At 72.2% G+C, this 26,263-nt stretch carries 22 protein-coding genes and 1 pseudogene; 9 read left to right on the top strand and 14 right to left on the bottom strand.

Annotated features, from left to right (window positions below):
• Positions 1 to 121: 121 nt before the first annotated feature.
• Positions 122 to 451, bottom strand: a pseudogene (locus LL648_RS38005) (MerR family transcriptional regulator); the annotation flags it as partial.
• A gap of 126 nt (positions 452 to 577) precedes the next feature.
• Between LL648_RS38005 and LL648_RS38000 the strand changes: the two are divergent.
• Entirely contained in the window at positions 578 to 1,360 is a 783-nt protein-coding gene (locus LL648_RS38000) for a class I SAM-dependent methyltransferase (RefSeq protein WP_232667760.1), read from the top strand.
• On the opposite strand, the gene LL648_RS37995 is transcribed toward LL648_RS38000, so the two are convergent.
• The 4 genes from LL648_RS37995 to LL648_RS37980 all read right to left on the bottom strand — a co-directional run bounded on the left by LL648_RS37995 (position 1,357) and on the right by LL648_RS37980 (position 8,527).
• Positions 1,357 to 4,122, bottom strand: coding sequence for an ATP-binding protein (locus tag LL648_RS37995; RefSeq protein WP_232667759.1), 2,766 nt, complete (start codon positions 4,120 to 4,122; stop codon positions 1,357 to 1,359). The genes LL648_RS38000 and LL648_RS37995 overlap by 4 nt on opposite strands.
• Positions 4,004 to 4,879, bottom strand: coding sequence for a phosphatase PAP2 family protein (locus tag LL648_RS37990; RefSeq protein WP_232667758.1), 876 nt, complete (start codon positions 4,877 to 4,879; stop codon positions 4,004 to 4,006). The genes LL648_RS37995 and LL648_RS37990 overlap by 119 nt, the downstream gene beginning before the upstream one ends.
• Positions 4,876 to 5,643 carry a type I methionyl aminopeptidase gene (gene map, locus LL648_RS37985; RefSeq protein ID WP_232667757.1) on the bottom strand — a complete coding sequence of 256 codons (768 nt, stop codon included), beginning with the start codon at positions 5,641 to 5,643 and terminating at the stop codon, positions 4,876 to 4,878. Before map ends, LL648_RS37990 begins: the two co-directional genes overlap by 4 nt.
• A 64-nt stretch (positions 5,644 to 5,707) precedes the next feature.
• On the bottom strand, positions 5,708 to 8,527 hold the full coding sequence (locus LL648_RS37980) for an ATP-binding protein (RefSeq protein WP_232667756.1): 2,820 nt from the start codon (positions 8,525 to 8,527) through the stop codon (positions 5,708 to 5,710).
• A gap of 68 nt (positions 8,528 to 8,595) precedes the next feature.
• Between LL648_RS37980 and LL648_RS37975 the strand changes: the two genes are divergently transcribed.
• Positions 8,596 to 9,705, top strand: a complete 1,110-nt coding sequence (locus LL648_RS37975) for an acyl-CoA dehydrogenase family protein (protein WP_232667754.1) — start codon at positions 8,596 to 8,598, stop codon at positions 9,703 to 9,705.
• 2 nt (positions 9,706 to 9,707) lie between these two features.
• On the opposite strand, the gene LL648_RS37970 is transcribed toward LL648_RS37975, so the two are convergent.
• Positions 9,708 to 10,358, bottom strand: a complete 651-nt coding sequence (locus LL648_RS37970; RefSeq protein WP_232667752.1) for a LysE family translocator — start codon at positions 10,356 to 10,358, stop codon at positions 9,708 to 9,710.
• A gap of 92 nt (positions 10,359 to 10,450) precedes the next feature.
• Between LL648_RS37970 and yczR the strand changes: the two genes are divergently transcribed.
• From yczR to LL648_RS37950, 4 genes are all read left to right on the top strand, one after another.
• Complete coding sequence (gene yczR, locus LL648_RS37965; RefSeq protein ID WP_232667751.1) at positions 10,451 to 11,875, top strand: MocR-like transcription factor YczR; 1,425 nt, start codon at positions 10,451 to 10,453, stop codon at positions 11,873 to 11,875.
• 92 nt (positions 11,876 to 11,967) lie between these two features.
• The gene (locus LL648_RS37960) at positions 11,968 to 13,248 is read left to right on the top strand and encodes an MFS transporter (protein ID WP_232667750.1); all 1,281 of its coding nucleotides are present in this window, start codon (positions 11,968 to 11,970) and stop codon (positions 13,246 to 13,248) included.
• 44 nt (positions 13,249 to 13,292) lie between these two features.
• Positions 13,293 to 13,913 carry a hypothetical protein gene (locus LL648_RS37955; protein ID WP_232667749.1) on the top strand — a complete coding sequence of 207 codons (621 nt, stop codon included), beginning with the start codon at positions 13,293 to 13,295 and terminating at the stop codon, positions 13,911 to 13,913.
• A 177-nt stretch (positions 13,914 to 14,090) separates the two neighbouring features.
• Positions 14,091 to 15,041, top strand: a complete 951-nt coding sequence (locus tag LL648_RS37950; RefSeq protein WP_232667748.1) for an FAD-dependent monooxygenase — start codon at positions 14,091 to 14,093, stop codon at positions 15,039 to 15,041.
• Positions 15,042 to 15,570: 529 nt separating this feature from the next.
• Here LL648_RS37950 and LL648_RS37945 read toward each other — a convergent pair.
• Genes LL648_RS37945 through LL648_RS37930 form a run of 4 tightly spaced genes read right to left on the bottom strand, consistent with a single transcriptional unit; the run spans position 15,571 to position 19,923 of the window.
• Complete coding sequence (locus LL648_RS37945; RefSeq protein WP_232667747.1) at positions 15,571 to 17,310, bottom strand: ABC transporter ATP-binding protein; 1,740 nt, start codon at positions 17,308 to 17,310, stop codon at positions 15,571 to 15,573.
• Positions 17,307 to 18,866 (bottom strand): ABC transporter ATP-binding protein, encoded by a 1,560-nt coding sequence (locus LL648_RS37940; protein ID WP_232667746.1) that lies wholly within the window; start codon positions 18,864 to 18,866, stop codon positions 17,307 to 17,309. Before LL648_RS37940 ends, LL648_RS37945 begins: the two co-directional genes overlap by 4 nt.
• Positions 18,854 to 19,063 carry a hypothetical protein gene (locus tag LL648_RS37935; RefSeq protein ID WP_232667745.1) on the bottom strand — a complete coding sequence of 70 codons (210 nt, stop codon included), beginning with the start codon at positions 19,061 to 19,063 and terminating at the stop codon, positions 18,854 to 18,856. The genes LL648_RS37940 and LL648_RS37935 overlap by 13 nt, the downstream gene beginning before the upstream one ends.
• Before the next feature lie 20 nt (positions 19,064 to 19,083).
• Complete coding sequence (locus LL648_RS37930; RefSeq protein ID WP_232667744.1) at positions 19,084 to 19,923, bottom strand: helix-turn-helix domain-containing protein; 840 nt, start codon at positions 19,921 to 19,923, stop codon at positions 19,084 to 19,086.
• A 125-nt stretch (positions 19,924 to 20,048) separates the two neighbouring features.
• On the opposite strand from LL648_RS37930, the gene LL648_RS37925 reads away from it, so the two are divergent.
• On the top strand, positions 20,049 to 20,897 hold the full coding sequence (locus LL648_RS37925; RefSeq protein ID WP_232667743.1) for a DUF427 domain-containing protein: 849 nt from the start codon (positions 20,049 to 20,051) through the stop codon (positions 20,895 to 20,897).
• On the opposite strand, the gene LL648_RS37920 is transcribed toward LL648_RS37925, so the two are convergent.
• Positions 20,884 to 21,771, bottom strand: coding sequence for an oxidoreductase (locus LL648_RS37920; protein ID WP_232667741.1), 888 nt, complete (start codon positions 21,769 to 21,771; stop codon positions 20,884 to 20,886). The two genes, LL648_RS37925 and LL648_RS37920, sit on opposite strands and share 14 nt — an antisense overlap.
• A 101-nt stretch (positions 21,772 to 21,872) precedes the next feature.
• Between LL648_RS37920 and LL648_RS37915 the strand changes: the two genes are divergently transcribed.
• Complete coding sequence (locus LL648_RS37915) at positions 21,873 to 22,688, top strand: helix-turn-helix domain-containing protein (RefSeq protein ID WP_232667740.1); 816 nt, start codon at positions 21,873 to 21,875, stop codon at positions 22,686 to 22,688.
• 65 nt (positions 22,689 to 22,753) lie between these two features.
• On the top strand, positions 22,754 to 23,185 hold the full coding sequence (locus tag LL648_RS37910) for a VOC family protein (protein WP_232667738.1): 432 nt from the start codon (positions 22,754 to 22,756) through the stop codon (positions 23,183 to 23,185).
• 63 nt (positions 23,186 to 23,248) lie between these two features.
• On the opposite strand, the gene LL648_RS37905 is transcribed toward LL648_RS37910, so the two are convergent.
• From LL648_RS37905 to LL648_RS37895, 3 genes are read right to left on the bottom strand one after another with little or no spacing between them, the layout of a single operon-like run.
• Positions 23,249 to 24,274 carry an ABC transporter substrate-binding protein gene (locus LL648_RS37905; protein ID WP_232667737.1) on the bottom strand — a complete coding sequence of 342 codons (1,026 nt, stop codon included), beginning with the start codon at positions 24,272 to 24,274 and terminating at the stop codon, positions 23,249 to 23,251.
• A gap of 15 nt (positions 24,275 to 24,289) precedes the next feature.
• Positions 24,290 to 25,147: an ABC transporter permease gene (locus LL648_RS37900; protein ID WP_232667736.1), complete on the bottom strand. Its 858-nt coding sequence runs from the start codon at positions 25,145 to 25,147 to the stop codon at positions 24,290 to 24,292.
• Positions 25,107 to 25,922 (bottom strand): ABC transporter ATP-binding protein, encoded by an 816-nt coding sequence (locus LL648_RS37895; RefSeq protein ID WP_232667734.1) that lies wholly within the window; start codon positions 25,920 to 25,922, stop codon positions 25,107 to 25,109. Before LL648_RS37895 ends, LL648_RS37900 begins: the two co-directional genes overlap by 41 nt.
• Positions 25,923 to 26,263 lie beyond the last annotated feature (341 nt).

Raw genomic sequence — 26,263 nt, 5'->3', positions numbered from 1 at the left:
ACGCACTGACGCACTGACGCACTGACGCACTGACCGCGGACCTTCACTCCGCCGCTGATTGCAGCGCCGATCCGATGCGGGCCAGCACGTCGATCTGCGCGGGGTCGTAGAGGTCGTTCGCCGTCGGCAGCTCGCGGCGCAGGATCAGCGCGAGCTCGACGCGGATGCGTTGCAGCCGCTTGATCGTCGCGGCGAGCTCGGCGTCGAGGCTCTGCAGCGCCTCGGCCGGGTGCTCCTGGGTGTCGCCCATCTCGGCGATCTGGGCGACCGAGAACCCGAGCTCCCGCAGCCGGGTGATGCGCAGCAGCCGCACGAGGTGCACCACCGCGTAGCTCTTGTAGCCGTTGGGACGACGTTCCGGCTCGGGGAGCAGCCCGACCTCGTGGTAGTGCCGCACCGCACGCAGGGTCGTGCCGGCGAGCTCGGCGAGCTCACGCGTGCTCCACGCCACGCCGCTCACCCCCTTCCGGATATCCAGTGCGTACTGTGCCGCGGCGGCACGGTCAAGCGATCTGGGTACCGCGAATGAGCAGTCCTGCTGATGTGACGGCTCCGGCGTCGCGGTTAGAACCGCAGCATGACAACTTTGGACTGGGGTCTCGGCAGCTTCGAGACGATCGCCCCGCAGCTCCACCCGGCCGCGCGGGAGGTGGTGGCCGTCGCCGGCGCGGTTGCGGGCGAACACGTCGTGGACGTCGGTTGCGGTACGGGGAGCGCGGCGCTGTTCGCGGCCCGGCCAGGGGTGCTCGTGACCGGGGTCGACCCGGCGGCGCGGCTGCTGGAGGTCGCGCGGGAGCAGGCGGTCGCCGCGGGCCGCGACGTCACGTTCGTCGCCGGTGAGGCGGCCCGGCTCCCGCTCGCCGACGGCCAGGCGGACGTGCTGATCTCGAACTTCGGGCTGATCTTCGCGCCCGATCCGGCGCTCGCGGCGGCCGAGATCACCAGGGTCGCCGCCGAGGCCGCCCGGATCGTCTACTCGGCTTGGCTGCCCGGCGGACCGTTCGGCGCGATCAACGATGCCGCCGCGGCTGCGGCCGCTCCGGTCTCCGGCGCGAACCCGATCGCCAACGCCTTCCCGTGGCACGACGCGGTGGCGGCCGCCGGTCTCTTCGGCCACCACGGGTTCGAGGTGGCCGTCCACAGCCGCCGGCTGACCTTCTCCGTTGCGTCGCCGCAGGTCTACTGGCAGGAGATGTTCCTCGAACACCCGCTCGGCCGGATGCTGGCACCGCTGATGGAGGCGAAGGGGCTGATGGGAGCGCTCGAGCACAACGTGATGGAGGTGCTGGAGCGCATCAACGAGGACCCCGATTCGTTCCGCTTCACCGCGCCGTACGTCATCGTCGAGGCGCGACGTTAGCCGTTCAGGCGGGTGCGCCAGGTCGCGATCTGCGTGCGGTTGTGGAAGCCGAGCGCGAGCAGGATGCTCTGCACGTGGTTCTCGGCGGTGCGTTCCGAGATGTGCAGTCTGGCGGCGATCTGCTTGTTCGTGAACCCGTCGGCGACCAGCGTGGCCACCTCCCGCTGACGCGGTGTGAGCGGGCTGTCGTTCCTGGCCCGGAGCGCTGTGACCAGCTCCTGTGCGCGGCGGGCGAGGCCGGGCATGCCCAGCTCGGTGGCAGCCGCCGCGCTGCGGACCGCGGCATCGAGCCCGGCGGCGCGATCGCCGGGACCTGCCCGGTCCGTCAGCAGCCCGGCCAGCTCGTAGCGGCCGTTCGCGACGTACGGGCGGTAGCCGGCGACCTCGTTCGCGGCGATCCCACGTGACAGCTCGCTGATCGCGTCGTCGACGTCGCCCACCGCGCCGGCGATGAGCCCCAGGAAGTGGTGCACGGAGCCCAGCGAGATGAGCAGGCCGGCACCCGTGGTGGCGTGCAGCTCGGCGTGTGGGTGGAGCTCCGCGTGGCATGCCCGTGCGCCGTCGGGGTCGCCGAGAGCGGCGGCGACCGCAGCCCGCACGCACATGACGAGCAACCGGTTGTACGGCTGCGGCGCGACGGAGATCGGTGGGATCGCTTCGTAGATCCGCTCGGCCTCGTCGAGGCGGTTGCGGGCGATGAGCCACGGCGCGAGGTGGATGAACAGGTATATGCGCCGCGGGTCCCCAGCGGGCAGCGACGGCATCTCGGGGAACGGGTCGTAGTCGTCGTCGGTGAGCCTGCTGAGCAGCGCCGACTGCGGGATCCACCCCGCGCCGCGCAGCTGGCCGTCCGGGGCCAGCTCGCGGGCCGCGGCGACGAGGGTGCGTGCGGTGTCGAACCGGCCGCGCGCGATGGCGAGCGCGGCCTGGCTCCTGACGACCTGCCAGCTCGTGCTGGGTTGGTGGAGCCCGCGCGCGACGAGCGCCGCACGGTTGATCTCGGTCTCGGCGGGGGACGTGTCGCCCGCCTGCATGTGCGCGTCGAAGCGCCAGAGATGCCCCCAGCACACGGCGTCGGTATCGGCGGTGCGCCGCCCGAGCGTGATCATGTCGCTGCCCAGCCGGTACCGGTCGGCGTGGCCGTCGGGCGTCGACCGGGCCATCTGCCTGGCCCGCAGCGCGATCCGCAGCGCATCGGTGTCGTCGAGCCGCTCGGCCATCGCGAGCGCCTCGGCGCTGAGCGACGTGTCGGTCCCGCTGGTCAACGTCGACGCGAGCGCCTTCTGGGCGAGCAGCTGCGCGCGCAGCGAGCTGTCGGCGTCGGGAAGCCCGGTGAGCGCCTGGTCGCACCAGACGTCCACCCGCGCCAGCCACCGTTCGTACGGGAGCTCGGGCAGCGCCAGCGCGGCCTTCCCGAGCAGCTCCGGGCGCCCTGAGCGGAGCGCGAGCTCACCGGCCACGAGGCACGTCGTGACGGCGCCCTCCGGGTCGTGGGACAGATAGCGTGCCCGTCCTGCCGTGATCAGCAGCAAACACCGTTCAGGCGCCGGGAGATCTGTTGCCACCGCCGCGGCGCTGTCGTACAGCTCTGCGGCATCCTCGAACGCGAGCGCGGCGAGCGCTTGCTCGGCGGCGTCGCGGGCCGCGGCGCCGGCGCGTGCGGCGTCGCCGAGCGGTGCCGCGGCCAGCCGGTGGCGGGCGATGTCGACCACCCGGTCCGGCCGCTCTGCCTCCCAGTACTCGGCGATCCGCAGGTGCGTCACCGCGCGGTCGGCCAGCGCGAGATCGTCCCGCAGGGTCTCCCGGAACAGGTCGTGGCGGAAGCCGGGGCCATCGTGCTCGACGGTCAGCACGTCGGCCTTCACCGCCTGGTCGACCGCGCCGAGCACAGCCTCGACGGACGTGCCGGCGACCGCCGCCACCGCGCGGGCGTCGACGGCGCCGTCGATCAACGCCGCGACCACGAGCACGTCGTGGCAGCTGCGGGGCAGCAGCGCGAGGTGCTGCCGGATGGCGTCGCGCACCACGGGTGCGAGCGCCTCGTCGGGTCGTCGACCTGCGGCGATACCCCGACCGACCTCGCGGACGAACAATGGGTTGCCCAGCGTCCGCTGCCGGACGGCCGCGACGACGTCCGGGTCGGGACGGTGCCCGAGCAGCGCGCCCAGCTGCGCGGCGATCTCCGCGCTGGAGAGCCCGTCGAGCGAGATGCGCATCCCGTGCCGGCCGACCAGCTCCGCGATCCGCGCTCCTGCAGTCCGCATGCCGAGCTCGGACGCCCGCGCGCCGGCGACGACAACAACGCGGTCCGGCAGCCGCTCGGTGATCAGGTGGACCAGCAGCGAGAGGGAGCCGTGGTCGGCCCAGTGCACGTCGTCCAGCACGAGCACCAGGCCGTCGGGAGCAGCGGCGTCGGCGAGGAAGCGTGCGAAGCGGTCGAACATGGCGAACCGCTCGGCCGCGGCTGGCAGCCCCGTCGAATCCTGGGCGGTGAGCACGTCGTCGGCCGAGTGCCGCAACGTGCGGACGACCTGGTGCCACAGCCAGTACGTCGGAGCGCCCTCCGCGGGGGACGCGTTGGCCCGGAGCACCGTCCAGCCGCGCGCCTGCGCGAGACGCGCGAACTGCGACAGCAACGCCGACTTACCGATCCCCGCGACGCCGTCGACCAGCGCGACCGGGATCGTGTCGGCGTCGGAACGGCGCAGCAGGTCCTCGAACGCCGCGAGCTCGCCGACCCGCCCGACGAACCGGGATCCCACCGCTCACCTCACCGTTCGAACCGCAGTGTCGTCCGAAAGCCCGATGTCGTCCGAAGCCCAGTGCCGTCTGAACTGCGGTACCGCTGAGCGCAACGAGCGCGAACCCGGCCAGGATGTCCAGCACGTAGTGGTGCCCGGTCACGAGCACCACGAACGCCGTGAGCAGCGGGAACAGCCACGCCGCCCACGCCGTCCGCGGAGCCTGCTGCCGCAGGGCCGTCCAGACGGCGTAGGCGCACCAGGTCGTCCAGGCGACGTGCATGCTCGGCATGGCCGCCAGCAGGTTCACCCCGGGTCGGGGGACGCGCGCCTCGGCACCACCGAGGATGTCGTGGGCCGCCATGTGGTCGACGATGCCGGCTTGCGCGAACCGTGGCGGGGCCTCCGGGAAGAGCCAGACGACCAGGACGTCGAGGAGCATCGCCACAGCCAGAACGGTGCGCAGGCGGCAGTAGTGCGTCGGCTGCGAGACGTAGAGCCAGATCAGGACGGCCGGCACGGCGAGCACACACAGCCGGTAGAAGTAGCCGGTCAGGAAGACGGCGACCGGCTGGTCGAGCATCGTGTGGTTGAGCGGGAGCTCGATCGCGATGTGGAGCGCTCGTTCCAGGTCCTGGACGAGCAGCGCGTTCGCCGTCGCGGCCGGTTCACCCCGGTCCACCGCCGCGCGGGTCAGGACGAAGGCCGCGTAGGCGAGCAGCAGGAGCGGCAGCTCCAGGTACCAGGTCGGTCTCCTGACCGGGCCGGCGACGATCACCCGAGGACGGTCAGGATGCGCGGGCCGTCGTCGGTGATGGCGATGGTGTGTTCGGAGTGGGCGGTGCGGGAGCCGTCGGCGGAGCGGATGGTCCAGCCGTCGGGGTCGTAGACGATCTTGTCGGTGCCGCGGGCGAACCACGGCTCCAGCGCCAGGGTGAGGCCGGGGCGCAGGCGCAGCCCGCGGCCGGCGCGGCCCTGGTTGGGGACGTGCGGGTCCTCGTGCATGGTGCGGCCGAGGCCGTGGCCGCCGAACTCGGTGTTGATCGGGTAGCCGGCGGCGGTGGCGACGGTGCCGATCGCGGCGCTGATGTCGCCGAGGCGGTTGCCGGCTCGGGCCGCGGCGATGCCGGCGGTCAGGGCGCGCTCGGTGGCGTCGATCAGGTGCCGGTCGTCCGGGTCCGCGGTTCCGATGATCACGCTGCGGGCCGAGTCGGCGACCCAGCCGTCGATCGACACCGCGATGTCCATCGACAGCAGATCGCCGTCGCGCAGGACGTAGTCGTGCGGCAGCCCGTGCAGCACGGCGTCGTTGACCGAGAGGCAGATGACGTTGCGGAACGGTCCGCGTCCGAACGAAGGGGCGTAGTCCCAGTAGCAGGACACCGCGCCGCGCTGTTCGATCAGCTTCCGGGCGCGCAGCTCGAGGTCGAGCAGGTTCACCCCCACCTGTGCCCGCTCGGCCAGGTCGCCGAGCAGCTCGGCGATGAAAGCGCCCGTGACGCGCATCGCGTCGATCTCCCGGGGCGTCTTGAGCTCCAGCACCGAAGTCCTCCAGTCGTGCCAGTAGGCGGTATAGAAATACCACCATAGCAAGCGTCCGGTATTTTCATACCGACTGGCCGTGCTCGGTGACCCACGTGGCGATTTGGGAGCGGGTGCGGAACCCGAGCGTCGTCATGATGTTGCGGACGTGGTTCTCGGCCGTCCGCACCGAGACGTGCAGCTTGTCGGCGATCTGCCGGTTCGTCAGGCCGGACGCGACGAGCTCGGCGACCTCCAGCTGGCGGGCGCTGAGCCGGCCGAGCTCGCCGGCGTCGTCGAGCCGCCCGGCCAGGTCGGCGGCCGCGGTCGTGACGGGCCGCATGCCGAGCCGTCGGGCCTCGGCGGTGCACTCGGCGAGGACGGTGGCGGCGCGGTCCCGGTCGCCCGCCCGGTTGCGGACGGCCAGCAGCTCGGCGAGGTGCAGACGCGACCCGCAGGCGTACGGGGTGAGCCCGGCGGCGTCGTTGGCCGTGCACGCGGCGGCGAAGTGGTCGATCGCCTGTGGAACGTCGCCGGTCGCGGCGGCGGTGCGGCCGAGGAAGTGGTGGACGGAGCCGCGGGTGATCGACACCCCCGCACCGCTGGCGACGTGCAGGTGCTTGTGCGGCAGCAGCTCGCGGTACGCGCGGCGGGCGCCGTCGACGTCCCCCAGCTCGGCGGCGACCGCACCGGCCGAGGCGGTCACCACCAGCGCGATGAACGGCGCGGCGGGCGACGCCGCTGCCGGCAGGCGGTCGTAGAGCTCCTCGGCGTCGGCGATCCTGCCGAAGGCGAGGTGCCACTCGGCCAGCCGGTGCCCGTACGGCTGCGTGCCGCCGGACCGGGCGTCCGGTTTCGGCAGGTACGGCCACGGGTCGAAGCCGGTGTCGCCGGTCAGCATCGCGATCTCCAGCAACGGGCCCATCACCGTCATGGTGTCGGCCATCGTGGGTTCGCCGGACGGGGCGTCGAGCGAGTCGAGCGCCATGCGGCGGGCGGCGGCGAACCGACCGCGAGCCGCGCGGACGACGCACTGCGCCCGCTGCAGGTGCCAGCGGTGCAGCGGCTGCCGCAGCTGTTCCAGCAGCGTGTCGAGCGCGACGAGGTCCTCCTTCGTCCCGTCGAGCCTGCCGGACTGGACGAGCGCCTCGAAACGCCAGACCCGCCCCCAGAACACGGCGTCGCGGTCGTTGTTGCGGCTGCCCAGCTCGATCATGCGGCGGCCGAGGACGATCCGCTCGCTGTTCCCGTCGGGCGTCGATCTCGCGAGCTGGCGAGCGCGCAATGCCGTGATCAGCGCGGCGTCGTCGGCGACCCGCTCGGCCATGGCGAGCGCCTGCTCGCTGTCGTGCGCCATGGACGCCGCGTCGGAGCTGAAGGCGCCAGCGATCGTGCGGCGCGCGAGCAGCCGGGCCCGCAGCGGCGTCTCGGCCGGCGGAAGGAGCCGCAGCGCCTGCGAACACCACTCCCGCACCTGCGGGCTCCAGGCCGGATCGGTGACCTCCGGCGCGACCAGCGCGGCGTCGGCGATCGCGGCGACGTCACCGATCCCGGTCGCGATCTCGACGACCTCGGCGCACAGCCGCATCGCCGCGGCGACGTCCTGCGCGAGGTAGTGCGCTCTGGCGGCGTCGAGCAGGATCGTGATCCGCGTCGGAGCGGGCACGTCGGCGGCGAGCGCGCGGTCGAGCACCGCGGCGGCGTCCTCGAAGGCGAGCCGGTGCAGCGCGAGCGCCGCAGCCTCGCGGGCAGCCGACGCGGCCGCGGTGTGGTCGCCCATCGGGAGCGCGGCCAGGCGGTGGTGGGCGATCTCGTTGGCCCGACGGATGCCGCGCGCGCTCCCGAGCTGTTCGGCGATCCGCAGGTGCAGGGTCGCGACGCGGCTCACCGGCATGTCGAGCGCGACGCACTCGCGGAAAAGGTCGTGCGCGAACCGGTAGCGACCGGCCGTCGACGGCTCGCCCAGCACGCCGCTGCGGCGGGCCTCGTCGAGCATTTCGAGCACGTTGGCGACGTCGAGCTCCGCGACGGCCGCGAGCAGCGCCGGGTCGACCTCCATGCCCACCACGGCCGCGGCAGCCACCAGCTCTCGGCACGGCATGGAGAGCGCGGCGAGGTGCTCGCCGACGGCATCGCGGACGGCCGTGGGAGCGGGGACGGCCGACGCGTCGCCGGTCCGCATCAGCAACCCGAGCTCGCGGACGAACAGCGGGTTGCCGCCGGTCCGGCGCAGCACGCCGCCGACGACGTCCGGCGCGGGCGCGGTTCCCAGCAGCGCTTCGAGCTGGCGCGAGATGTCGTCGAAGCCGAGACCGTCGAGATCGAGGTGGGCGCCGGGGTGGTGACGCGCGACCGCGGACACCAGCTCCCTGCCCTCCCGGCGTGCGTTGAGCTCGGCGGGCCGGAGGGAGCCGACGATCAGCACGCGTCCCGATCGGAGCTCGCGGGCGAGGTGGGTCAGCAGTGTGAGCGATCCCGCGTCGGCCCAGTGCAGGTCGTCGAGCACAACGAGGGTGGGACGGTCGGCCGTGGCCGCGTCGACGGCGTCGGCCACGGCCGTGAACGCGGCGAACCGGTCCTGGCTGCTGGCGCTGCCGCCGGTGCCCATCTCGTCCAGCTCGCCATCCCACGGGTGGGAGCGCCGGGCGTCGCTCGTCTCCGCGGCCAGCACGTCGAGCACCCGCCGCCACGGCCAGAACGCCGGCGCCCCGTCGCTCTGCGACGCGCTGCCGGTCACCAGCCGTAGCCCGGACTGCGCCGCGAAGGTCGACAGCAAGGTCGACTTGCCGATGCCCGCCTCGCCCGCGACAAGCGCGACGACCGGGGCACCGGACATCGCGGCTTCCGCGAGGCCGTGCAGCGCGGCGAGCTCGCGGTCGCGGCCGACCAGCGTGTCCGCCCCCATGGATTGAGTATCCCCGGTGAGTAGTCGACGTCATGTGCGCAGGTCGGCGCGTCCGTAAAACAGAACCCATGATCGTGGAACCAGACCCGTCGGCCGTGCTCGCGTGGGCGGATGCGCACGCCGAGAAGCTCGCCACAGCTGATCACCTCCCCGACGAGCTGGTCGAGCTGTCGCTGGCAGGCGGGCTGTACCGGATGTACCTGGTGCCGGAGCTCGGCGGGTTGGGGACGCCGCTCACCACGACCTCGACGGTGATCGAGCAGCTCTCCTACGTCGACGGGTCGCTGGGCTGGTGCACCACCGTCGCCAACGGCGCGGCGGGGCTGCTGGCCGGCCTGCCCGAGCCCGACGCGCGGCTCGTCGCCGCGGACCCGGAGCACCTGAGCATCGCGGGCGGGTTCGCGCCGGTCGGGCGGACCGTCCTCGACGGGACGGACCGCCTGCTGACCGGCCGGTGGGGCTTCGCCAGCGGCTGCACGTCGGCGACGTGGTTCCTAGGCGGCGCGATGCTCGACGAAGGGCCACGGGTGGGCTTCTTCCCGGTCGCGGACGGGCACGTCGTCGACGACTGGGACGTCATCGGCCTGCGCGCCACCGGCAGCCACACCGTCACGGCGACCGACGTCCGGATCCCGGCGACCAGCTGGACCGAGCTGTTCGACAGATCCCGGCCCAGCTGGTCGACCGACCCGACAGCGCGCATCCCGTTCGGCGCCAACGGCCTGCTCGCGATCGTCCCGCTCGGCATCGCCCGCCGGGCCCTCGACGAGCTCGCCGAACTCGCGCTGACCCGCAAGCCGTTCGGTCAGCAGCAGCGCCTCGCCGACGACCCGGCCTTCCAGCTCCCGTTCGGGATCGCCCTCGCCCGGCTGGAATCGGCGCACCGGTACTTGCTCGACATGCAGCACGCCGTCTGGACCGAGGCCGAGGACGGCGCCGTGGCCCCCGCGACCGAGGCGCGGGTGAACCTGGCCTCCGGCCACGCCGCCGACACCGCCGTCGAGGTCGTCCAGTTCGCGCACAAGGCGGCGGGGACCACCGCGATCCGCGGCGACACCGTCCTCACCCGGTGCCTGCACGACGCCATGGTCGCGACGAGGCACGTGGCGTTCGGGCAGCCGATGCGGGCCAGGGCCGCGCAGCCGCTGCTGAGCGGACGGGCCAGCTTGCCAGGCTAGGGTCAGGCCAGGACCGCGAACGCCGCGATTCCCAGGTACGTGGCGCCGACCGGCCAGCGCAACCAGCCGATGGCGCCACCCCGGCGGCGGATCCAGGCGCCCGCGCCGGCACCGGCCAGCGCGTAGCCGATGTCCATGACGAGCGCCAGCACGAAGAAGACCAGTCCGAGCACGAGCAGCTCCAGTCGTGCATCACCCGGCGCCGCGCCCGGCGTGACGAACTGCGGGAGGAACGCCACGAAGAACAGCGCCACCTTGGGGTTCAGCAGGTTCACCACCGTCCCGTCGCGCAACACCTTCCACCGGCTCGTCCGCTCCACGGTGTCGTTCATCGGGCCGGCCATCGCGCCGGTCATCGTTACGGTCAGCGGTCGCCCGAACGCCTTGACGGCCAGGTGGACCAGGTACGCGGCGCCGGCGTAGGTCAACACCTGGAACGCGAGCGGCGAGCGCGCGATCAGCTCGGCCACGCCGAACGCGGAGCCGGCCGCGTACACGAGCGTCGCGATCTCGATCCCGATCGCCGAGACGAGCCCGACCCCACGCCCGCCGGCGATGCTGCGGGTGAGGATGAACAGCCCGTTCGGACCGGGCACCGCGATCAGCGCGATGGACGCCACCACGAACAGTCCCAGAGTCGACGGATCAGGCATTGCGGTCTCCTCGCGCCGGCGTTGACCCCTTCTGGGGCTGGACCCAGACTGGTCCGGTCCACATGGCGGTTGCATATCCAATGAGGGGCGAGGTGGACCGAAAAGAGGCCACTGCGCCCATCGCGGAGCTCGTCGACGCGCTCGGCGACTGGCACCGCCGCGACGGCCCGCTCTACGGCTCGCTCGCCGACGCGCTGGCCTCCGCGATCCGCACGGGCACGCTGGTCCGCGGCGACCGGCTGCCGCCGGAGCGCAGGCTCGCCGCCGCGCTCGCGCTGAGCCGCTCGACCGTCATCGCCGCGTACGAGCGCCTGCGCAGGAGCGGGCTGGTCGTGAGCAAACGCGGCAGCGGAACCGTCGTCGCCGCCTTCGCGGCCGCCCGCACCACACCGCCCACCGGCAGCGCGGCCGGGTCGCTGCGCCAGCGGTTCGCCGACCAGCCCGGCGACATCATCTCGTTGCGGCAAGCAGCCGATGAGGGCCTGCCCGAGCTGACCGCCGCCGTGCTCGACCTGGCGTCCTCGACGCTGCCAGAGCTGCTCACCGACGCCGGCTACCACCCGCGCGGCCTGCCCGAGCTGCGGCAGGCGATCGCCGACCACTACACCGCGCAGGGCCTGCCCACCGGCCCCGAGCACGTCGTCGTCACCAGCGGCGCCACCCAGGCCATCGCGCTCATCGCCCAGCACCACCTGCGCCGCGGCAGCGTGGTCGCCGTCGAGTCGCCGGGCTGGCCCGGCAGCGTCGATCTCTTCCGCGCGATCGGCACCCGGCTGGTCGGCGTTCCGCTCGACGACGAGGGCATCCGCACCGACGCGCTCGGCACCGCGATCACCCAGCGCCACCCGGACCTGCTCTACGTGATGCCGACCTTCCACAACCCCACCGGGCTGCTGATGTCGCAGCGTCGCCGCCGGCAGCTCGCCGAGATCTCCGCCCGGCACGACCTGCCCGTCGTGGAGGACAGCGCGTACCTCGACGACCACCCGCCCATCGCCGCGTCCGCAACCCCGGACGCCCAGATCCTGACGGTCGGCGGGCTGGCCAAGACGGTCTGGGCGGGCCTGCGCATCGGCTGGGTGCGCGCACGACCCGAGACCGTCGACCAGCTGGTCCGCCTGAAGGCCTTGGCCGACCTCGGCAGCCCGGTGCTCGACCAGGCCGTCGCCGCGCGCCTGCTCCCGCACGCGGCCGAGCTGGCCGCCCGCCGCGCCGCCGCCCGTCGCGACCGGCTCGCCCACCTCACCCCGCTGCTCGCGACGCACCTCCCGAGCTGGCGATGGCAGGCGCCCGACGGCGGGTCGGCGCTCTGGATCCAGCTGCCCACCGACGACGCGCAGCCGTTCGCGGCGGCGGCGCTGCGCCACGGCGTCGAGCTCGTGTCCGGTACGTCCACGGACAACACGGGCAGGCACGACGCCTTCATCCGGCTGCCGTTCACGTTCCCCGACGAGGTGCTGGAAGAGATCGTCGAGCGCCTCACCGCCGCGTGGCGGGACGTGCGGCGCGAGGACTGACAGGCTGTTCGAAACCCCCAGGGATGCCGAAATGCCATGTTCGGCGTGCGTTCTTGCCGACCCGGCCCATTTGCTGGCGAAACCGCGGCCGGGTGGTCGATCCTGATGAGGGCGGTATCGGGGACACCGACCACCGGGGGAAGCACGTGTCGAAAGCGGCCGGCGAGCACGATCGGGTCTCCTACGCGGACATCTTCGCGGTGCCGGAGTTCCGGGCCCTGTTCATCAGCCGGGGGCTCTCCACGGTCGGTGACTACACCGCGCGCGCCGGCTTGGTCGTCGCGGTCTTCACCGAGACCGGTTCCGAGGCGCTCATGGGCGTCACATTCGCACTGACCGTGCTGCCGGACCTCATCGGCGGGCCGCTGCTCGCCGGGCTCGCCGACCGGCTGCCCCGACGCGCCGTCATGGTCGCGACCGACGTCGGGCGGGCGCTACTGGTGCTCGTCATGGCGATTCCCGGGATGCCGCTGATCGCATTGTGGGGATTGCTGTTCGCGATCCGGTTGATGGACTCACCGTTCGGCAGCTCCTACATGTCCACGATGTCGGTCGTGCTGCCGGGGAAACAGCTCGTCAAAGGCACCGCGGTCACGCAGCTCGTCAACCACGTCTCCTACACGGTGGGCTACGCCCTCGGCGGTGTGGTGGTTGCGCTCGTCGGGTTGTCGACCGTGCTGGTGCTCAACGCCGCGACGTTCACCATCTCGGCGCTCATCGTCCTGTTCGGTGTGGTCGGCCGGCCGGCGACGGCGTTGCCCGACTCGTCGTCGTGGGTCGGCTCCACCCGGACCGCGGTGCGCTACATCGTCGGACGGCCGCGGCTGCTGATCACGATGCTGTTCGCGATCGCCATTGCCGCCACGCTCGCGACGGAGACGCTCGCGGCGCCCTACGCCGTGCAGATCGGCTACGGCCCGGAGATCGCCGGGATGCTGATGGGCGCCGGCCCGGCCGGGATCGTGCTGGGCATCTGGATCCTGCCGATGCTGATCCCCGACCAGGGGCCGCGACACGTCGCCGCTCTGTCGATCCTCAGCTGCGCGCCGCTGATCCTGTTCTTCGTGATCCCGACGCCGGCCGCCGCGCTCGCGCTGATCATCGTCTCGGGAGCGTCGCTGTACTACTACATCCCGCTGCAGGCCGAATACACCCAGACCGTCCCCGACAGCATGCGCGGCCAGGCCGTCGGCCTCATGTTCACGATGATGCGGGTGACCCAAGGCCTCGCGATCCTGACGTTCGGCCTCGTCGCGACGAACGTGTTGTCGTCAACGGTCATCGCGGTTTCGGGGGCGATCGGAACCGCCATCGCGCTCGTGCTCTCGATGTGGTGGGTGCGCACGTGCCGCACCACCGCGGTGCCCCAGTAGCACAGCACCCCAACCGATCAGGCGGTGCTGCGGTCGTGATCGTCATGAGCGACGAGCAGCCGGACGTACGGGAGAAGCGGTCGGGTCGGCCACTGGTCGGCTGGGTGGTCGCGGCCGTGGGCGCCCTCGCTCTCGGCGTCGCGATGTGGAACCCGTTGAACGTCCAGCTCGGTCCCCATGGGGCGCTCTACCGCTGGATCGGGCTGCTCGTCGTTGCGGGCCTGGTGATCTGGGCGGCGTACCGGTCGTTCCGGCATCGGTTCGCGCGGGCGGCGGTCGCCGCCGTCGGCGTGTGCCTGGTCCCGTTCGCGATCATGATGACCTCGTTCGCGCTCATCTCCACCGACCTCGTTGACAGCGAGGAGGTCCTGGCCTCACAGGACGGGCTGCAACTCGTGCATGTCACCGCTACGGACTGGATCGACCCGTTCCACCGGGTGGAGCTGCGCCGCTCGATCGGACCGCTGCAGCAGGCCGTCGTCGTGTGGGAAGGAAACCCGGAAGGTGATGCGCCGCGCGCGGCGAGGTTCACCTTGGAGTCCGAGGTCGAGGTGGTCGTGGTGCGCTACCGCGCCGACTGTCCGTACCGGACGGGCTTCGATCCACTGACGCTCACGCCGCACGTCCGGCACGACGACTCGCTGCGCCGTGGCGGAGGCTGCTGACGCAATCCGGTAGGAATGGTCTCGTGACCCGCGTGCTCATCGCCGGCGCCAGCATCGCCGGACCGGCCCTCGCGTTCTGGCTCGACCGGTGCGGGTTCGCGACCACCGTCGTGGAGAAGGCGCCTGCGCAGCGGCCCGGCGGGCAAGCCGTCGACCTGCGCGGGGGTGGCCAGGGAGGTGGCCGCCCGGATGGGGCTCGACCAGCAGATCCGCGACGCGGCGATCCACACCGCCGGGTTCAGCACAGTCGACGCCGCCGGTGCGCCGCTCTCGTCCCAGCGCGCCGACGAGCACGGCGGCGACGGCCAGATCGCGGAGATCGAGATCCTGCGTGGCGACCTGGCCGACGTGTTGATCAGCGCGACCCGCGGCACCACCGAGTACGTGTTCGGCGAGTCGGTCACCGAGCTGACCGAGCGCGGGAACGTCATCGACGTCGGGTTCGCCAGTGGTGCCCGGCGCGAGTTCGACCTGGTCATCGGCGCCGACGGGCTGCACTCGGCGGTGCGGGCACTGCTGTTCGGCGAGGAGACGCAACACCTGCTGCACCTCGGCACCTACATCGCATTCTGGTCGGCGCCCAACCACCTCGGGCTCGAGGACTGGGCGCTCGACCACACCGGCGACGGCTGCTCGACCGGGATCCGGCCCGTGCACGGCAACAGCGAGACGATCGTCTATATCGGCTTCCAGTCCGACCGGCTCACCTACGACCACCGCGACGTCGTGCAGCAGAAGGCGATCATCCGCGACCGCGCCGCCGGGGTGGGCTGGGAGGCCCCGCGCCTGCTCGCCGAGATGGACGACGCGCCCGACTTCTACTTCGACTCCTGCAGCCAGGTGCTGCTCGACACCTGGTCCCGCGGCCGCACCGGCCTGCTGGGCGACGCCGCCTACTCCCCGTCGCCGCTGACCGGGCAAGGCACGAGCCTCGCCCTCGTCGGCGCGTACGTCCTGGCCGGGGAACTGGCGGCCGCCGGCCCAGACCTGCCCGGTGGCCTCGCCGCCTACGAGCAGCGGCTGCGCGAGTGGGTGCTGGCCACCCAACGGATGGGGCGCGAGGGGGCGGACAACGACACCCTCATCAAGGTGGCGAACGGGTTCCAGCTGCCGGACTACGGGATCTAGCGCGGGCGGCCCGCCGCCGGCGCGGCCGCGAGCCGGGTCCACACCGTGCGTGAGCCGGGTGAGTCGACACCTCCGGCACGGTGAGTCGCCACTTCCGGCACGGTGAGTCGGCGACTTCGGCACGGTGAGTCGACACCTCCGGCACGGTGAGTCGACGACTTCGGCACGGTGAGTCGACACCTCCAGCACGGTGAGTCGACGACTTCGACACGGTGAGTCCCACGTTCCAGCGGGCGAGTCGCGCGTTCGGAGCGGTGAGTCGCGCGGTTGGGCGGGTGGGTGTGGGTTCGCGACGTGGTTCGTTGGGTGGGTTCGTGGCCGGTGGTCTCGCGGGCGGTGGTCCCGAGTGTTGTCGGCGCACTCTCAGCCCCCACCTGTGAGTGGCGGGCACGCCGATTCGGGCGGTGCGAGAACCGTCTCTAGACGGCACCACCGGAAAGAGGACCACCCGCTATCCGCAGGCTGACCGTTTCGTGCGAATAGTCGATGGCATGCCGGAATTCATCCCACCCAGGTGGGTGGATTCGGATCAGACGCCACGCCGAAGCAGCCGCCAACCCCTCGCGTCCGTCCGCGCCCGCCACAACCGCGCGTAAGCGCCATCGGCGATCTTGAGGGTGTCGTGTGTGCCGATTTCGACCACCCGGCCGCCGTCCATGACGACGATCTGGTCGGCGTCGACGACGTTGTCCAGTCGGTGCGCGATGAGCAGCACGGTGCTGTGCTCGGCGAGCCGGCGCACGGATCGTTGCAGGTAGCGCTCGTTCTCCGGGTCGAGGGCGGCGGTGGCCTCGTCCAGCAGGACGATCGGTGCTCGCTTCAGCAGCGCCCGGGCGATCGAGACGCGCTGGCGCTCGCCGCCGGAGAGCGCCGCCCCGCCCTCGCCGACCCGCGTGTCCCAGCCGTGCGGCAGCCGCGCGACGATCTCGTCGACGCCCGCGAGCCGGGCCGCCTCGGCCAGCTGGACGTCGGTGGCCGCCGGCCTGCCGAGCCGGATGTTGGCGACCAGCGTGTCGTCGAACAGGTAGACGTCCTGGAAGACCATGGCGAGCTGGCCGGTCAGGTCCTCGGTGCACAGGCTGCGCACGTCGGCACCGCCGACCCGCACCGAACCGTGCTGGACGTCCCAGAACCGGCTGATCAACCGGATGACGGTCGTCTTGCCCGAACCCGACGGCCCGACCAGCGCGGTCACCGAACCGGCCGGCACCGTGAACGAGACGTCGTGCAGTACCGGCGCCGACGCCTCGTACCCGAAGGTGACGCCGTCGAGCTCGATGCGCCCGGGCCGGGTGATCGGCGCCGACACCTCCGGCTCCGGCATCCCCTCCTCGCGGAGCACGGCGGTGAGACGGCGGAGGTCGGCCGCGGCGATGCGGATAGCGCCGGCGTACTCGCTGACGTCGGCGAGCGGCCCGGCGAACCGGAACGTGAGCGCGATCAGCGCGACCGCCGCTGCCGGCGCAACCGCGCCCTCCAGCGCGAGCCACACCCCGACCAGCAGGAGCACGGTGACGGCGAGCTGCACCGCGAGGCCGCCGACCGTCAGGCCGGTCACGCCGAGGCCGAGCGTGCGGCGGCGGGTGCGCCGCTGCCCCTCGATCGCGTCCTCCAGCGGCCGGTAGCCGTGCACACCGCGGCCGAACGCGCGCAGCACCCGCTGGTTGCGGCCGAACTCGACCACCCGAGAGCCGGCCTCGACGTCCGCGGCGTGATCGGCGGCCTCCCCGCGAGCCAGGTTCCGGCCGGCGAACCGGAACGCGAACGCGAGCACGGGGATGCACAGCGCGCTGGCCAGGCCGAGGCGCCAGTCGTACCAGAACAGCGCGACCGTCACGGTCGCCGGCGCCGCTACGGCGATGACCAGCGGCGAGAGCAGGTGGGCGAAGATCCCGCCGATCATCATCGTGCCGTCGGTCGCCATGCGGGTCAGGCGGCCGGTGCGGTCGGAGTCGAACCAGCCGATCGGCAGGCCCACGAGGTGGTCGCCGAGCCGCTGGTGCATCGACGACATCGTCTCCAGAGCTGCGGACGAGCCGCGCATCGTCTGCACGTACCGCACGACCGCGGCCGCGACCGTCACCGCGGCCAGCGTGAGCAGGTGCGCGCCCAACGTGTCCCGCCGGCCCGACGCGAGCGCCTCGACCACCGGGACGAGCAGGGCCGCGGCGATGCCGCTCAGCACGCCGTACCCGACCGTCCAGGCGACGTACCGGGTCAGGATGTGCGCCCGCTCCGGTCCGAGCAACAGCCGCAGGTCGGTGATCATGCCGGTACCCCTTCGTGCGCCGCCCACATCCGCGAGTACTGCCCCCGTGCCGCCAGCAGCTCGGGGTGTGTGCCGGTCTCGACGACCCGGCCGCGGTCGAGCACGACGATCCGGTCGGCGCCGGTGATCGTCGAGAGCCGGTGTGCGATCACCAGCACGGTGCGGCCGCCGACGAGCTGCGCCAACGCGTCCTGGATCGCGGCTTCCGACTCCGCGTCGGCGAACGCCGTGGCCTCGTCGAGCACCAGTACCGGGGTGTCGGCGAGCAGTGCGCGAGCGATGCCGACCCGCTGCGCCTCACCGCCGGAGAAGTGGACGTCCTGCCCCACGACGGAGTCGTAGCCCTTCGGCAGCGCGGTGATCCGGTCGTGGATCTGCGCCGCGCGACACGCGTCCCGGACCTCGGCGTCCGTCGCTTCCGGACGACCGAGCGCAACGTTGTCGCGGACGCTGCCGCCCAGCAGCTGCACGTCCTGCAGCACGAACCCGACGTGCCGGTGAAGCTGAGCCGGTTCGACGTCCCGCACGTCGACACCGCCGATGCGGACCGCGCCGCCGGTGACGTCGTGGAACCGCAGCGCCAGCGTGGCCAGCGTCGACTTCCCCGAACCCGACGGCCCGACCAGCGCCGTGACCGTCCCAGGCTCGCACGTGAAGCTCACCCCGTGCAGGACGTCCTCCTGGTCGTAGGCGAACCGGACGGCGTCGTACACCACGCGATCGCCTGCTGCGCCAGTCGTGGGCCGTCGAGCCGCAGCCGGCAGCGGCAACGGCGCGACGTCGAGCAGCCGCTGGATCCGCAGCGCCGCGGCCGCGGCCGCCCGTCGGTTCATCTCGCCGAAGCCGAGCGGCTCGATGGCGATCGGGATCACGCACGCCAGCAGCACGCAGGCGAGCGCCTCACCCGGCGTCACCCAGCCCCGATCGACGAACCACGCGCCGCCCGCAACGGTGACGAGACCGATCACCGGCGCGGAGACCACCAACCCGGCCAGCGCCTCGATGCGGGTGTTCGGCCGCGCCCAGTCGGTGACGGCCTGCGTGTAGTCGGCGGCGGCCCGCCGGTAGGCGGCGTGCGCCTTGCGGGCCCGGCCGAACGCCTTCACGACCGCGATTTCCGAGACGAACTCGACCACGGCGCTGCCCAGCCGCGTGTTGCTCTCGTCGATCTTGCGCATGCTGGCGTTGGAGCCGCGCTCCATCCACGCGAACGCCGCGGCGTAGATCGGGATCGTCGCGATCGCGAGCAGGGCGAGCCGCCAGTCCAGCACCAGCAGGTACACGAGCGCGCCGAGCGGGGTCACGACGGCCGCGGTCGTCTCGACGGCCTGGTGGGCCACCAGCTGGTGCAAGGCGTCGACGTCACCCATGGCGGTCTTGCGCAACCGACCGGACGAGTTCCGCGTGAACCAGCCGAGCGGGACCCGTCCGAGGTGCTCGACGAGCTTGCGGCGCAGGTTCGCCTGCAGCTGCACGTCCGCGAGGTGCGTGATCGTCAGCGCCGCGCTCATGAACGCGCCGCGCAGCAGCAGCCCGAGCACGATCAGCGCCGCCACCACGGCGACGTGGCCCCGATCGATGGGGTCGAGAGCAGCGCGTCCGCCAGTTCGACGAGGCCGACGAACGGCGCCAGCCCGGCAACCGCGCCGAGCCCGCCGAGCACGCAGGCCAGTCGGGTGCGGCCGGCCACGGGGCGGCGGATCGCTGCGAGCGCCCGCGCCGCCTCCCGCGGATCAGAGGTCGTCTCCGTCATGGCGACGACTCTCGCGCGGATCAGCCGGCGGGTTCTTGGACGAATGTTCCCCGTTCCTGGCTGACCTCATGACGGTTGCGGTAGAGCGCGGCCGGCGTGTAGCCGGCGAGTTCCCGCAGGTCGCGTGTGAGGTGCGACTGGTCGGCGTACCCGAAGCGCACCGCGACGTCGACGACCGCCGTGCCCGCCACGATGGCGTCGATCGCCGGCGCGAGCCGCACGATCATCGCGGCCCGCTTGGGCGTCACACCCGTCTGTGCGGTGAACCGCGACCACAGCCGCTTGCGGCTCCAGCCCGCCTCGGTGGCGAGCTCGCCGATGCGGCGTTGCCCGCCGCTGGCCTCCAGCTCGCGCCAGGCGTAGGCCACCTCGGGGTCGACGGGCCGGTTCGCGTGGATCTTGTCGGCGAGCGCCGCGCGGATCAGGCCGAACCGCTCGTCCCACCGGTCCGTGCCGGCCAACGCCGCACGCAGCCGGCCGGCCTCGGCGCCCCACAGGTCCTCGAAGCCGACGACCGTGCCGGCCAGCTCCGCAACGGCCCCGGCGAGGACGGAGTGCGCGGTGAGCGGTGAGAGGTGGATGTCCACGCACACCAGGCCCTGCCCGCTCACCGGCACCGAACTCACCCCGACGCCGCTGACGATGCCGGTCGCCACGGGGTGCGTCCGGTTGATGCGCAGCTCACCGTCGAGCACCAGCACGAGCGTCAGCCGGGGCTGGGGGAGCACCCGCATCTCCAGGCCCTGGCCGAGGCGGTCGCGGTAGCCGACGACCTCCACACCCTCGTACGCGGGCCGGTCGGCGGGCCGGACGTGCTCCCAGCCGCCGACGTCGGCGGTGTGGAGGACCGGAGGGCGCACACCTCGAAAGTATCCGAAGACAGCCGCGACGGACGTCTAACTCCTAAATGAATCTTGACAGGTTAGAGGTCACTGAGCCAGGCTCCTAACCTGGTTGAAGTCGATGACGGGTTAGGAGCGGGGCAATGGGGCTTGCATGGCAGCAAGGACCGCTGGCGAGCAAGACCGTGGGACGGTTCCTGGTGGATCAGCCGATCCCGGAGCGGCTCCTGTTCGCCGAGCCGCTGCGCCGCCGCATGCGCGTGCGGCTGGGCGACGAGTGGATCGCCGACAGCGAGGACGTCGTGCTGCTGCACGAACCGGGCCGCTATCCGGTGGCGTACTTCCCGCTCGCCGACATCGGCGACGGCATGCTGGTGCCGGAGGAGCGCGCGACGACCCACGCAGAGCTCGGCGCAACCGCGTGGTTCGGCGTGCGCGACGTGAAGCGGGCGGCGTGGCAGCACACCGACCTGCCGGCCCACGCGGCGACCCTGCGCGACCGCGTCGCGTTCGCGTGGCGGGCGATGAACGCGTTCTACGAGGAGGACGAGCGGATCGTCGGCCACGCCGCCGACCAGTACCACCGCATCGACATCCGCCGGACCTCGCGCCACCTCGTCGTCCGCGACGGCGACCGGGTCGTCGCCGAGACCCGCCGTCCGCTCGCGCTGTACGAATCGGGCTTCGCGACGCGCTGGTACGTCCCGCGCGGGGACATCAACACCGCGGCGCTGACCCCGGTCGACGGGCAGACGTTCTGCCCGTACAAGGGTCTGGCCTCGTACTACGACGTCGGCGGGCGCAAGCGGGCCGCGTGGTCGTACGAGGAGGCGTGGCCGGAGGTCGAGCGCGTCTCGGGGTGGGTGTCCTTCGAACCCGATCTCGTCGAGGTGGACCTCGACGACCGCCGGCTCGCGCTCGAACCGGGCCAGGTCGTCTCCCCGCACGGCGTCGACCGTGGCCTCGACGTCGACGAGCTCAGGGGCCGGTAGCGGGGGCGGCGCCGATCGCGTCGAGCTCGGCGACGGCCTCGGCCGGCAGTTGGAGCCCGGCGGCGGCGACGTTCTCCTGCAGGTGCGCGACCGACGACGTGCCGGGGATCAGCAGGATGTTCGGCGAGCGCTGCAGCAGCCAGGCGAGCGCAACGCCGAGCGGCGTGGCGTCGAGCCGGTCGGCGACCGACCGGAGCTCGTCGGACTGCAGCGGCGAGAAGCCGCCGAGCGGGAAGTACGGGACGAACGCGATGCCCTGCTGTGCGGTCAGCTCGACGAGCGGGTCGTCGCTGCGACGGGCGAGGTTGTAGAGGTTCTGCATGCACACCACCGGCGCGATGGCCTGCGCCTCGGCGAGCTGCTCGGCGTTGACGGTGCTCAGCCCGAGATGCCGGATCAGGCCTTGCTGCTGCAGCTCCGCGAGCGCCTCGAACTGCTCGGCGAGCGGGCCCGGCTCCGGTGCGTCGAGGCCACCGACGCGGAGGTTGACCACGTCGAGCACGTCGAGCCCGAGGCGGCGGAGGTTGTCGTGCACCTGGTCGCGCAGCTCGGCGGGGGTGCGGGCGTGCGGCCAGCCGCCCTGCTCGTCGCGGCGCGCGCCGACCTTCGTGACGATGTGCAGGTCGTCGGGGTAGGGCGAGAGCGCCTCGCGGATGATCTCGTTCGTGACGTGCGGACCGTAGAAGTCGGCGGTGTCGATGTGCGTGATGCCCATGTCGACGGCGGCGCGCAGCACGGCGACCGCGGCGGCCCGGTCGCGCGGCGGGCCGAACACGCCCGGTCCGGCGAGCTGCATGGCGCCGTAGCCGACGCGGGTGACGTCCAGGTCGCCGAGCCGGTACGTCGCGCCGGGAAGATCGGTGGTCGAGGTCATGCCTCCACCCTGCGCCTCCTCGGGTGACTTGTGCAGCGTCCCGTCGCTCCTGGGAGTGCGGGGACCAGGATGGACGGATCGCGCGCTCGTAGAGTGGGGGAATGCCCGGATCCAACGCGCTCGGCGAGTACTTGCGTGCCCGCCGTGAGCTGGTTGATCCCGCCGACGCCGGCATCCGCGTCACCGGCGTCCGGCGCACCCCGGGGCTGCGCCGCGAGGAGGTTGCGACGCTGGCCGGCATCAGCGCCGACTACTACCTGCGGCTGGAGCAGGGCCGCGACCGCAACCCGTCGGCGCAGGTCCTGGACGCGCTGGCGCGGGTGCTGGGCCTCGACACCGCCGCCACCGCGTACCTCATGACCCTCTCCGCGGCCCGCGCCGCGCCGTCGCGGCGTCCGCGTCGCGAACCCGTGCCGGCGGGCATCCGGCAGCTGCTCGATGCGGTCGGGCTGCCGGCGTTCGTGGAGAGCCGGATGTTCGACGTGCTCGCCGTCAACCCGCTCGCCACGGCCCTCACCGCGTCGATCCGCGTGGGCGAGAACCGGCTGCGTTCGATCTTCCTCGACCCGGGCGCGCGCGACTTCTACCCCGACTGGGAGCGGGTCGTCGCCGGCATGGTCGGCGCCTTCCGGGCGTCGATCGGCGCTGCGGACGACCCGCGGACCGCGCAGCTCGTCGGCGAGCTCTCGCTGGCGAGCGAGGAGTTCCGACGGCTGTGGGCGCGGCACGACGTCAAGGCGCTCGCCGGTGCGCCGGTGCGGATGCGGCATCCCGTCGTCGGCGACCTGGAGCTGCAGTTGGAGAAGCTCGCCGTGGGTGGGACGAGCGGGCAGCTGCTCGTGATCTACCACGCCGTGCCGGGTGGGCGGGATGCCGAGGCTCTCGGGCTGTTGGGCTCGCTGGCGGTGAGCACCTAGTCCGGCGGTGAGTGCGGCGGCGCAGGTGCGTGCCAGCGTTCGTGGTGCGTCACATACTTGCCCTCATGGCCCTGATCGAGACCACCGGCATCCATCACGTCCGGCTCACCGTGACCGATCTAGGCAGGTCGCGGGCGTTCTACAGCGACGTGCTCGGGTTCCAGATCGCCGCCGAGTCGCCGGGCGACCCGAACGACCCCGCGGTGCGCGACGACCCCGCGCAGCTCTACGGCGGGGTCGTCTTCATCACCAACGGCATGCTGTTCGGGCTGCGGCCGGTCGCGTCGGGTGACGACCGGTTCGTCAGCGAGCGGGTGGGACTCGACCACCTCAGCTTCACCGTCGCGTCGCGCGACGCGCTCGTCGACGCGCAGCAGAAGCTGGAGGAGCACGGCGTGCCGCACGGCGAGGTGCGCGACCTCGAGGCGTTCGGCATCGCGATCCTCTCGTTCAGCGACCCCGACGGCGTGCACCTGGAGCTCACCGCGCCCCTGTAGCGGCTCCTGCGCAATGTTGACGCGGGCTCGTCAACATTGCCGTCAACGTCGTCAAGGTTGTGGTCATCCCGGCGGCAGGTAATCGTTGGTGAACGTCTTGTTGATGTCGATCGTGGCGGCCGCGATCTCCGGGTTGAACTGCTTGAGCACCCCGTAGACGGCCTGGGCGCCGGCGACGTCGATCCGCCCGTCGGGGGAGATCGCCGCCTTGGCGTTCTCGATCGCCGTGGCGTAGATCGCGGGGTCGCCCGCCGCGTACTGCGGTGGCATGGCCGCCGCGATCTCGGCGCCGGAGTGGCTGTGGACGTAGTCGAGCGCCCGCTTGATCGCCTTGGCCAGCTTGCGTGCGGTCTCCGGGTTGTCGCGCAGCCAGGCGGCGTCGGAGTAGAGCACCGCGGCCGGGTACGTGCTGACGTTCAGGTCGCGCTGGACGCCCTCGGCGGTGCGCGTGTCGGAGAGCACGCGCACGTTCTCCGCGCCGACCCGCTTCTGCAGCTGCGCGAACGCCGGGTCGAGCATGACGGCGGCGTCGACCTGGCCCGACTCCATCGCCGCGACCGCCGAGGTGTCGCCGCCGACGGCCTGCGGGGCTGCGTCCGTCGGGGCGAGCCCGGCGCGCACCAGCAGGTACTTCAGGTAGAAGTCGGTGGACGAACCGGGCGCAGTGACGCCGACCTTGGTCCCCTTGAGATCGGCCACGGAGTTGATCGGCTTGCTCGACTTCGGCGACACCGCGACCACCAGCGACGGGTAGCGCAGCATGTTCACGAACGCCACGACGTCGCGGTTCTTGGCCTGCATCTGGATGGTGTGGTCGTAGTAGCCGCTGACGACGTCGACGCTGCCGCCCTGCAGTGCCTGCAGCGCTTTCGAGCCGCCTTGGAGATCCTCGAGGTGGACGTTCAGCCCTTCCTCGCGGTAGTAGCCGAGCTGGGCGGCCAGCGTCGTAGGCAGGTAGACGAGCAGCGGCTGGCCGCCGACGGCGAGGCGCACCTCGCCGGACGCGTCCCCACCGCCCGCGCCGCCGCACGCGGCCAGTGCCAGCCCGGTCAGCGCGGCGAGCACCGCCGCCGTCAGCCGTCGTCGCATCGATGCCTCCATCGTTCAGTTCGCCCCGGTGTCGGCTGCGCCCGTCGGTCGCCAGCGCAGCAGGTAACGCTCGACGCGGTGCACGACCGTGTCGATGATCAGCACGACGACCGAGAGCACCACCATCCCGGCGAACACCGCCGTCGTGTCGAAGACCCCTTCGGCCTGCGAGATCAGGAACCCGACCCCGGCCGAGGAACCCAGGTACTCACCGACCACCGCGCCGACGATCGCGAAGCCGACGCTCACGTGCAGGCTGGAGAAGATCCAGCTCAAGGCGCTGGGCAGGAACACGTGCCGCAGCAGCTGGCTCTCCGTCGCGCCGAGCATCCGCGCGTTGTCCACCAGCACCCGGTTGACCTCGCGGACGCCCTGATAGGTGTTGAAGAAGACGATGAAGAACACCAGCGTGACGCCGAACGCCACCTTCGACCAGATCCCCAGCCCGAACCAGAGCAGGAAGATCGGCGCCAGCACGACGCGCGGCAGCGAGTTGAGCACCTTGATGTAGGGGTCGAGGATCTGCGCCAGCAGCTCCACCCTGGCCAGCAGGAACCCGAACCCGAGCCCGGCGGCCGTCCCGATCACGAGCGCGAGCAGCGCCTCGACCAGCGTGATCCGCAGGTGCTCCCAGATGCTGCCCTCGACGAACCACGTGATCACCTGCTGGGCGATCGCCGACGGCTGGCTGAAGAAGAACGTGTCGATCGCGCCCGTGTTCGCGCCGATCTCCCAGCCGGCGATCAGCACAACGGCGAGGAGGATCTGCGCCGTGCGGACGAGAACGGCGCGCTGCCGGCCCTTGTTGACGGGTTGGGCCTTGGCGACCGTCTCATCGGGTTCGGTCGAGGTGCTGCTTCGTCGATCGCTCATAGCCGGTCATCACCTCCTCGCGGAGGTCGGCCCAGATCCGCGCGTAGCTCTCGGTGAACGCGGGCTCGGTGCGGATGTTCAGCAGGTCCCGTGGCCGCGGCAGCTCGACGGGGTACCGGCCGACGATGTGGCTGCCGGGACCGGCCGAGAGCAGCACGACCTCGTCGGAGAGCGAGATCGCCTCGTCCAGGTCGTGGGTGACGAAGAGGACCGTCTTCCCGGAGCCGCTCCACAACGTGAGCAGCTCGTTCTCCATGATCTGGCGGGTCTGCACGTCGAGCGCGCCGAACGGCTCGTCCATCAGCAGGATGTCCGGGTCGACGATCCACGTCTGTGCCACGGCCGTGCGCCGGCGCATGCCGCCCGAGAGCTCGTGCGGGTACGACCGCTCGAACCCGGCGAGCCCGACCCTGCGCAGCAGCTCCGCCGCCCGTTCCTGCCGCTCGGCCGGTGGGGTGCCGCGCAGCCGCAGCCCCAGCTCGACGTTCTCGATCACCGTCTTCCACGGCAGCAGCGCGTCCTGCTGGAACAGGTAGCCCGCGCGCCGGTTGAGCCCGCGCAACGGCACGCCGTCGACGGTCACCGTGCCCGCCGTCGGCGTCAACAACCCCGCAACGGCATTCAGCAGCGTCGACTTCCCGCACCCCGTCGGCCCGACGACCGATACGAACCGCCCGGCCGGCACGTGCAGGTCGACGTCACGCACGGCCGGGTACTGCGACCCGTCCGACCCGCGGTACGAGATCGACACCCCGCTCAGCGAGACCTCGGCCACGTCACCTCCCCGATCATGGCGGCAGTCTCTCCCGGCGGTGGCAGGAACGCCAGTCGGCTTCCGTCACCGCGAGTCGGGGTGGCGCCGTCGGCGAGGCGGGGTGGGCGGGTGCGCGAGTTGGGGTGGGCGGGTGAGTAGACACGTTCGGCACGGTGAGTCGACACCGTCGGCACGGTGAGTCCCACGTTTCGGCGGGTGAGTCGCGCGTTTGGGTGGGTGGAGATGGGTTCTCGACGTGGTTCCGTTGGGTGGGTTCGTGGCGGATGGTCTCGTGGCGGTGGTCTTGTCGGGCTTGGTGGTCGCGCGTTTTTAAGGGCGCCCTCGCCGGGCGGGCAGATCTC

The sequence above is a fragment of the Pseudonocardia sp. TRM90224 genome (assembly GCF_021245725.1).
Taxonomy (GTDB): domain Bacteria; phylum Actinomycetota; class Actinomycetes; order Mycobacteriales; family Pseudonocardiaceae; genus Pseudonocardia.
Note: the sequence above shows the minus strand (reverse complement) of the source record. Positions and strands in the feature narration are given on the sequence as shown.

Excerpts from the sequence above, each read along its gene's own strand:
- LL648_RS37955 (WP_232667749.1), top strand. The coding sequence starts at position 13,293 with ATGAGCGACGAGCAGCCGGACGTACGGGAGAAGCGGTCGGGTCGGCCA.
- LL648_RS37945 (WP_232667747.1), bottom strand. The coding sequence starts at position 17,310 with ATGATCACCGACCTGCGGCTGTTGCTCGGACCGGAGCGGGCGCACATC.
- LL648_RS37970 (WP_232667752.1), bottom strand. The coding sequence starts at position 10,358 with ATGCCTGATCCGTCGACTCTGGGACTGTTCGTGGTGGCGTCCATCGCG.
- LL648_RS37915 (WP_232667740.1), top strand. The coding sequence starts at position 21,873 with ATGCCCGGATCCAACGCGCTCGGCGAGTACTTGCGTGCCCGCCGTGAG.
- LL648_RS37925 (WP_232667743.1), top strand. The coding sequence starts at position 20,049 with ATGGGGCTTGCATGGCAGCAAGGACCGCTGGCGAGCAAGACCGTGGGA.
- LL648_RS37920 (WP_232667741.1), bottom strand. The coding sequence starts at position 21,771 with ATGACCTCGACCACCGATCTTCCCGGCGCGACGTACCGGCTCGGCGAC.
- LL648_RS37900 (WP_232667736.1), bottom strand. The coding sequence starts at position 25,147 with ATGAGCGATCGACGAAGCAGCACCTCGACCGAACCCGATGAGACGGTC.
- LL648_RS37980 (WP_232667756.1), bottom strand. The coding sequence starts at position 8,527 with ATGGGGGCGGACACGCTGGTCGGCCGCGACCGCGAGCTCGCCGCGCTG.
- LL648_RS37905 (WP_232667737.1), bottom strand. The coding sequence starts at position 24,274 with ATGCGACGACGGCTGACGGCGGCGGTGCTCGCCGCGCTGACCGGGCTG.
- LL648_RS37975 (WP_232667754.1), top strand. The coding sequence starts at position 8,596 with ATGATCGTGGAACCAGACCCGTCGGCCGTGCTCGCGTGGGCGGATGCG.
- LL648_RS37935 (WP_232667745.1), bottom strand. The coding sequence starts at position 19,063 with ATGACGGAGACGACCTCTGATCCGCGGGAGGCGGCGCGGGCGCTCGCA.
- LL648_RS37910 (WP_232667738.1), top strand. The coding sequence starts at position 22,754 with ATGGCCCTGATCGAGACCACCGGCATCCATCACGTCCGGCTCACCGTG.
- LL648_RS38000 (WP_232667760.1), top strand. The coding sequence starts at position 578 with ATGACAACTTTGGACTGGGGTCTCGGCAGCTTCGAGACGATCGCCCCG.